Genomic DNA, 6952 nt, shown 5'->3' with positions numbered 1-6952 from the left:
CGTTCGCCTCGGGACTGGGCCGCCTGACCCTCAGAGCGGCGCGCGGAGCAGGACGTACTGGCTGCCGCGCCGGACCACCGTCCAGTGCGCTCGGTCCGTGAGGGCCTCGACGACTGGCTGGTCCTTGGTGAGCAGCGCGTAGGTGCAGTGGGTGCTGGTCAGGTAGGACTGCCAGCCGGGAGCGGCACGCTCGAAGTCGATGTGCTCCTTGACGTGGCCGGTGGCGTAGACCTCGACCCGGCCGTCGATGGTTGGGCGCACGTTCGGATGGGCCCAGATGAGCCAGCCGCCGACGCCGTAGTCGTTGCACACGACGGTCCCACCCGGGAGGGCGGACAGGGGCGCGTCGAGGTCTCCTGCGCCCCACGTCGGCACCGCGGCCTTCGCCGGGAGGACCAGAGCGGCGACGAGCAGGCCGAGGGTGGTCAGGCCGAGCGTCAGGCTGACCTCCAGCCTCGTCACCGGCTCGCGCTCCGAGGGCAGCAGGGTCTGGATTGCGGCAGCGGCCACCGGGGCGATGACGGCGGCGCCCATCGCGACGGTGCGGGCGTAGAGCAGGGCCAGGCCGATGGCGAGACCGACGAGCAGCACCTCGGTCCAACGCACCGGGCGGCGCGACCGCGCCCAGATGAGGACGACCGTTGCGGCGAGGGCGAGGAACGCCAGGAAGCCCGGCTGGTGCAGCGACGGAGGCATCCACTCCTCGATGTACTGCGTCGTCTCGTTGACGGCGAACGGTGACAGGAGCAGCGTCGGGCCGGTGGGAGTCAGGGCGGCGACTGCGAGCGATGCCAGCGGCACGAGCGCGAGGCGAAGCCACTGGCGCCGGCCCACCACCCGGTCCAGGGCGATGCCGAGGATCGCGACGACGCCGATGACGACGCCGAAGAACCACATGCCGTGGGAGCACGTCCAAAGCCAGGACACGGGGACGAGCCACCAGCGTGGGCGGCCGTCCCGGGCCGAGCGCAGCCACGCGGCGGTGAAGGCGATGGCCAGGGCGAAGGAGACCAGGTGCGGCCGCAGCGACAGGCTCTGGCTCATCGCGACGAACGCGACGGACGTGACGGCGGCCGAGGCCAGCAGCGAGGCGCGGGGCCGGGTGGCTCGCCAGAGGGTGAGCCCGATCGCGGCGCCGCCGAGCGGGAGCAGCCACGCAACGCCAGGTAGGCCCAGCAGCTGCTGCACCCCGCTCATGAGCAGCTCGGGGAGCCACTCGTGCAGCCGCCACGGCTGCGTCGACATGGTGCTCCACGGGTCGGGACCGTCGAACGTCCAGGTCCGGCCCAGGTAGTCACCGGCCGCGAGGTGCCAGAACGTGTCGGGGTCGCCGACCGGTCGCGCGAGCTGGACGACTGCGACCAGTGCTACGAGACCGGGCAGCGCCTGACGCACCAGGAGGGGGAGCGGGCCACGACGGCTGCTCCGCGTCCCCGGCTCCCGCGACTCGGGGCCCTGATCGGTCACCACTCCTGGGGTGGCCGGGCTCGGCTCTTGGTCCTTGTCTGCGGGCGCGGCGAGTCCCCGCGTGTCGGTCGTCACCGGCCGATCATCCCCGCCGGCTCACGAACACGGGGGCTTTTGGGTGGTTTTGCGATGAGACGGGCACGAGGGCCACGCCCGCAGCAGCTGCGACTCGGCGATCGCGCCGGGTTCGCGCCGTGCGAGGATCGGGGGACCCACCGACCATCCGTCTGGCAGGACCGTCATGAAGAAGCTCCTGACCGGTGCACTGGCACTGGCGCTGTCCGTCTCGCTCGCAGCCTGCTCGAAGTCGGTCGACCAGACGTCGCCAAGCGTTTCGGCCGGCGCCACGGGCTCGGCCGGCTCGAGCGCGACCAGCCCCGGTGGCACGCCCAGCGACACTCCGACGGGCACCGGCACCGGCACGGGCACCGCCAGCGCGACGGCGGGACCGGTCGACCAGTCCACGCCCGAGGCTGCCATGACGTCGTGGCTCGGCGCCATGGTGGCCGGTGACGGCAACTCGGTCTGCGCGCTCATGGCCACGAAGGGCAAGGCCATCTCGAGCATCCCCGGTGCCGCTGCGACGTGTGGCAAGACGATCACGCCCATGCTCGGCCAGATCAAGGAGCTCGGCGCCGCCTTCCAGGGCCTCAAGATCACCGGCGCCACCGTCAACGGCGACACCGCCTCGTTCGAGAGCGTCACGACCGAGCCGCCCCTKGCCGCCGACGTCGTCGCCAACTTCAAGGCCGTCCGGATCGGCGGCAAGTGGTACGTCACGCAGGGCTGACAGCGCGCGGCTGACCTCCTCCGGCAGCCCGCGGCGCGGACCGCAGAGCGTCAGCAAGCGGTCAGGCGTGTGTGATGATTTGGTCAGGACGTACGGGACGCGGGATCCGCGGTTCCGGGGAGGAGTGTGTCGTGAAGGGTCGGGTACTGGTCGTCGACGACGATCTTGCACTCGCCGAGATGCTCGGGATCGTGCTGCGCAACGAGGGGCTCGACGTCACGCACGTGGCCGACGGCTCAGAAGCGCTCGGCGCCTTCCGTGAGTCGCGGCCCGACCTCGTGCTGCTCGACGTCATGCTCCCCGGTCTCGACGGCATGGAGGTGTGCCGGCGGATCCGCGCCGAGAGCGGGGTGCCGATCGTGATGCTGACGGCGCGCACCGACACCGTCGACGTCGTCGTCGGGCTCGAGTCGGGTGCCGACGACTACGTCGTCAAGCCGTTCAAGCCCCAGGAGCTCATCGCCCGCGTCCGCGCCCGGCTCCGTCGTGGTGACGAGCCGGCCCCCGAGCGGCTGTCCATCGGCGACCTCGAGATCGACGTGGCGGGCCACTCGGTGAAGCGGAACGGCGAGTCCCTCTCGCTGACGCCGCTCGAGTTCGACCTCCTCGTCGCCCTGGCGCGCAAACCCTGGCAGGTCTTCACCCGTGAGGTGCTGCTCGAGCAGGTCTGGGGCTACCGCCACGCCGGTGACACCCGACTGGTCAACGTCCACGTCCAACGGCTGCGCTCGAAGATCGAGCACGACCCCGAGCGGCCCGAGATCGTCGTGACCGTGCGCGGGGTCGGCTACAAGGCGGGCCCCTCCTGAGATGACGGAGCGCGCGGCCCGGAACGGACCCGCGGGCCTGGCCACCCGGGCCGGTTCGGTGCTGCGCGGCGTGTGGCAACGGGTCCTGCACCTGTGGCGCGCCTCGCTCGGCTTCCGCGTCGTCATCGTGACGATGCTGCTCGGCATCCTCGTGCTCACCGCCGTCGGCACGTACCTCTACGGCTCCATCGCGCAGGGCCTCGTCGACAGCCGCCAGCGCATCGCCGCGGAGGACAGCCTGCGCGACGCCACCGACGCGCAGGGCCAGTTCGACTCCACCGACCAGACCGACACGCAGGACAAGCTGACGCAGTTCGCCACGACACTGATCAAGTCCTACCGGCGGGACGCCGGCAACGAGACGCGCTACGTCGTGCTGACCCGGTTCGACAACAACCCGTCGCCGTTCATCGTCGGGCCGATCGAGAGTGGCAGCGTCGGAGTGCGCTTCATCCCTGACGAGCTGCGCCAGCAGGTCGCGGCACAGCCCGACCGCCAGCATCTCCAGGTCGCGACCATCGACGAGGGCGGCGACAGCATCTCCGCCGTCATCGTCGGCCAGACGGTGGTGCTGCCGGTCGCCGGCAACTACGGCCTCTACTTCATCTACCCGATGGACCGCGAGCGCGAGATCATCAGCTTCATCGGGCAGACATTCCTCTTCGGTGGGGCAGCCCTCATCCTGCTCATCGGTGCCATCGCCTTCGTCGTGACGCGCCTCGTCGCCGACCCGGTCCGGCGTGCGGCTGCCGTCGCCGAGCGCTTCGCCGAGGGCAACCTCAACGAGCGCATGCGGGCCAAGGGCGAGGACGACCTCGCCCGCCTCGGCACCTCCTTCAACGGCATGGCGGCCTCGATCCAGCAGCAGATCGCGCAGCTCGAGAACCTCTCGCGCGTCCAGCAACGCTTCGTCTCCGACGTGTCGCACGAGCTGCGCACGCCGCTGACGACGATCCGGATGGCGGGCGACCTCATCCACGACTCGCGCGGTGACTTCGAGCCCACGGTGGCGCGGTCGGCCGAGCTGCTCCGCGGCGAGCTCGACCGCTTCGAGTCCCTCCTCAGCGACCTGCTCGAGATCTCCCGCTTCGACGCGGGCGCGGCGGTGCTCGAGGTCGAGGCCAGCGACCTGCGTGCCTGTGTCGAGCGCGCCGTCGACGCCCACCGCACCCTCGCCGCCCGCAAAGGCACCCAGCTGGTCGTCAACTCGCCCACGAGCCCCGTCGTCGCCGACATGGACTCTCGTCGGATCGAACGCATCCTGCGCAACCTGGTCTCCAACGCCATCGAGCACGGCGAGGGCAAGCCGATCGAGATCACGATCGGCTCCAACGACAACGCGGTCGCCGTGACGGTGCGCGACCACGGGGTCGGGCTCCGGCCCGGGGAGGCGGCCCTCGTCTTCACCCGCTTCTGGCGGGCCGACCCGGCTCGAGCCCGGACGACCGGCGGTACGGGCCTCGGGCTCGCCATCGCGCTCGAGGACGCGCGCCTGCACGCCGGGCGCCTGGAGGCCTGGGGCGCGCGCGGTGAGGGATCGTGCTTCCGCCTCACCCTGCCGCGTCGGGCCGATGCGACGATCACCGGCTCGCCGCTGCCGCTCAGCCCGCTCGCTGCCGAGGCGGCCCGCCTGCGTGCAGGTGGCGACGACTCGGGCACCGACCAGCCATTCGGCCCGGTCCAGCCCGCCGACGACGACACGCTGCGCCTGCGCCGAATCGTCGTGGAGCGCGCGCCGTGAGAGGCCGCCGCTTCGCGGGGCTGCTCCTCGTCGCGTCCATGGTGCTCGCCGCCTGCGGCGGCTTGCCGAGCACCGGCCCGGTCGTCGAGGGACGCGCCCTCGGCGAGGTCCTGAACGAGCCCGTCCGGGTCGTGGCGGTCGGACCCATCGACGGTGCCAGCCAGGAGGCGGTGATCCGTGGGTTCCTGCGCGCCGGTGAGGACATCGACGAGACCCGTACCACCGGCCGATCGTTCCTCGCGCCGCAGTCGGTGGATCTCTGGCGATGGTCGAGCGAGGACGTCGTGGTCTACAACGGGGATCTCACGGTCAAGGAGCTCCCCGGGGACACCGTCGAGGTGAGTGCGGCCGGCATGGCCCGGCTGACGCCCGACGGACGCTACATCGAGCAGCCGCCGGGGACTCGCGAGAAGGTCGTCTTCGGCCTGACCAAGGTCGGCGGCGAGTGGCGGGTCCAGCTGCCTGCGGGCGGGTTCGGGCTGTGGCTCGACAACGACCAGTTCAACCGTGTCTTCGTCAAGCGCTTCATCTACTACGTCGCCCCCAACGACCGGGATCTCGTTCCCGACCCGCGCTGGTTCCCGATCGGTACCCGTCTGGCCACGACCCTGGCTCGTGCCCAGCTCAGCTCGGTGCCCGCGCACCTGGCGGGCGCCGTCACCACCGGGGTGCCGTCTGGCACGCGTCTGGCGGTCAACGCCGTCCCGGTCACCGCCGGCCGGGCCCTGGTCAACCTCAGCAGCGAGGCGCTCTCGGCCGACCCCGCCGCGCGCGCGGCGATGTGGGCACAGCTGACGAAGACGCTGGGCCAGGTCGCCTCGGTCGGCTCGGTGTCGCTCGCAGTCGACAACACCCAGCTCGAGCTGCCAGGTGGCGTGACGTCGGTGGAGTCTGCGGCGGACCTGGGCTACGACGTCGCCGCCAACTCGGTCTTCGACACCGCCCTGCTGCGCGACGGCGATGCCATCCGGCGCTTCGACCCCCGTTACGTCCCCGACACGCAGACAGGGAAGCGACCGGACCTCAAACCCCAGGACGGGGACATAGCCCGCGTCCCCGACACGTGGGGGAGCCTTGCGCTCTCCGTCGACGGCAAGCAGGTTGCGGCCGTGTCGACCGACGGCCGGGACCTGTCGATCTGGCGGGCCACGGAGGCGACCCGGTCGGTCGCCCCCTTCGCCACGTCGCTGACGCAACCGACGTACGACGCCAACGGCTACCTCTGGATCGCCGGCACCGACGACCGGGGCAACGACCACGTCTACGTCCTCGACTCCGTCTCGAGCGACCCCAAGTCCGCGCCGAGGCCGATCAAGACACCTTGGCTGGGCAACCGCCGCGTCAAGGCGCTGGCCGTCTCGGCGGACGCCGCGCGCGTGCTCATCGTGACCACGGACCGCTCCGGAGGCGACGCGCAGCTGGGCCTCAGCGGGATCGTCCGGGCCAGGAACAGCGAGCCGGAGACCCTGTCCCCGCCGCTGCGCCAGGCCCAGTCGCTCTCCCGCATCCAGGACGTCACGTGGCTGGACCCCGGGAACTATGCCGTCCTCGGCCAGGTGGGCGCGAACGACGCTGTGCGCCCGTGGCTCGCCACGCTCGGTGCGGGTGTCGACGGGACCAGCCCGGGGATCGGTCGGCTCAACGCGGTGCCGGGCGCCGTGAGCATCACCACCGTGGGCGGACCCCGGGGCATCCTCATCGTCACGAGCGACCACCGTGTGCTGGCCCGGGCCGGATCCAACTGGCCGCAGATCGAGCGGGGCAGCGACGTGCTCGTGCCAGGAGGCTGACCCCCGCCGCCATCGGCCGGCTGGGCGTCGGTGCGAGGCATCGGTTCACTCGGTTCCCGCTCCGCGCGCGTCCACATCTCCCCGCTGAGACACGCCGTCGTCCCCAGACCCTGCGGACGGTCTCACGTCTCCACGTGCGATGCGGTCTGCTGGTCCCGTGGCTGGCCGAGGCGCGACCGGACCGACCGGACCGACCGGTCCGCGGAGGAGCCATGACGTCGGGAGCGTCGTCGGGCGGGTCCTGTCTCAGCTGAGGGGCAGCGACCTCGTCGACCTCGTCCTGCCCCGCGAGTGCGGTGGGTGCCTTCGCCCCGGCGCCGACTGGTGCGTGCGCTGCCATCGGGCGTTGCTGGGG

General features: G+C 71.7%; 6 protein-coding genes. 5 read left to right on the top strand and 1 reads right to left on the bottom strand.

Annotated features, from left to right (window positions below; all coding sequences use genetic code 11):
• Positions 1-30: 30 nt before the first annotated feature.
• Positions 31-1542, bottom strand: a complete 1512-nt coding sequence (locus AC1DP0_RS15310; RefSeq protein WP_478085635.1) for a hypothetical protein — start codon at positions 1540-1542, stop codon at positions 31-33.
• A 166-nt stretch (positions 1543-1708) separates the two neighbouring features.
• Here AC1DP0_RS15310 and AC1DP0_RS15305 point away from each other — a divergent pair, with 166 nt between their 5' ends.
• The 5 genes from AC1DP0_RS15305 to AC1DP0_RS15285 form a co-directional block, all read left to right on the top strand.
• Entirely contained in the window at positions 1709-2257 is a 549-nt protein-coding gene (locus tag AC1DP0_RS15305; RefSeq protein ID WP_478085633.1) for a hypothetical protein, read from the top strand.
• A 131-nt stretch (positions 2258-2388) separates the two neighbouring features.
• Complete coding sequence (gene mtrA, locus AC1DP0_RS15300; RefSeq protein ID WP_478085629.1) at positions 2389-3066, top strand: MtrAB system response regulator MtrA; 678 nt, start codon at positions 2389-2391, stop codon at positions 3064-3066.
• Between the two features lies 1 nt (position 3067).
• Positions 3068-4807 carry an MtrAB system histidine kinase MtrB gene (gene mtrB / locus AC1DP0_RS15295; RefSeq protein ID WP_478085624.1) on the top strand — a complete coding sequence of 580 codons (1740 nt, stop codon included), beginning with the start codon at positions 3068-3070 and terminating at the stop codon, positions 4805-4807.
• Positions 4804-6597 carry an LpqB family beta-propeller domain-containing protein gene (locus AC1DP0_RS15290; RefSeq protein WP_478085621.1) on the top strand — a complete coding sequence of 598 codons (1794 nt, stop codon included), beginning with the start codon at positions 4804-4806 and terminating at the stop codon, positions 6595-6597. The genes mtrB and AC1DP0_RS15290 overlap by 4 nt, the downstream gene beginning before the upstream one ends.
• Before the next feature lie 157 nt (positions 6598-6754).
• Positions 6755-6952 (top strand): hypothetical protein (locus AC1DP0_RS15285; protein ID WP_478085619.1); only part of this gene is annotated, 198 nt, incomplete at its 3' end.

Source organism: Terrabacter sp. P5_B1 (assembly GCF_056400505.1).
The sequence above is the reverse complement of the archived record's forward strand: the minus strand, read 5'-3'. Positions and strand labels throughout refer to the sequence as shown.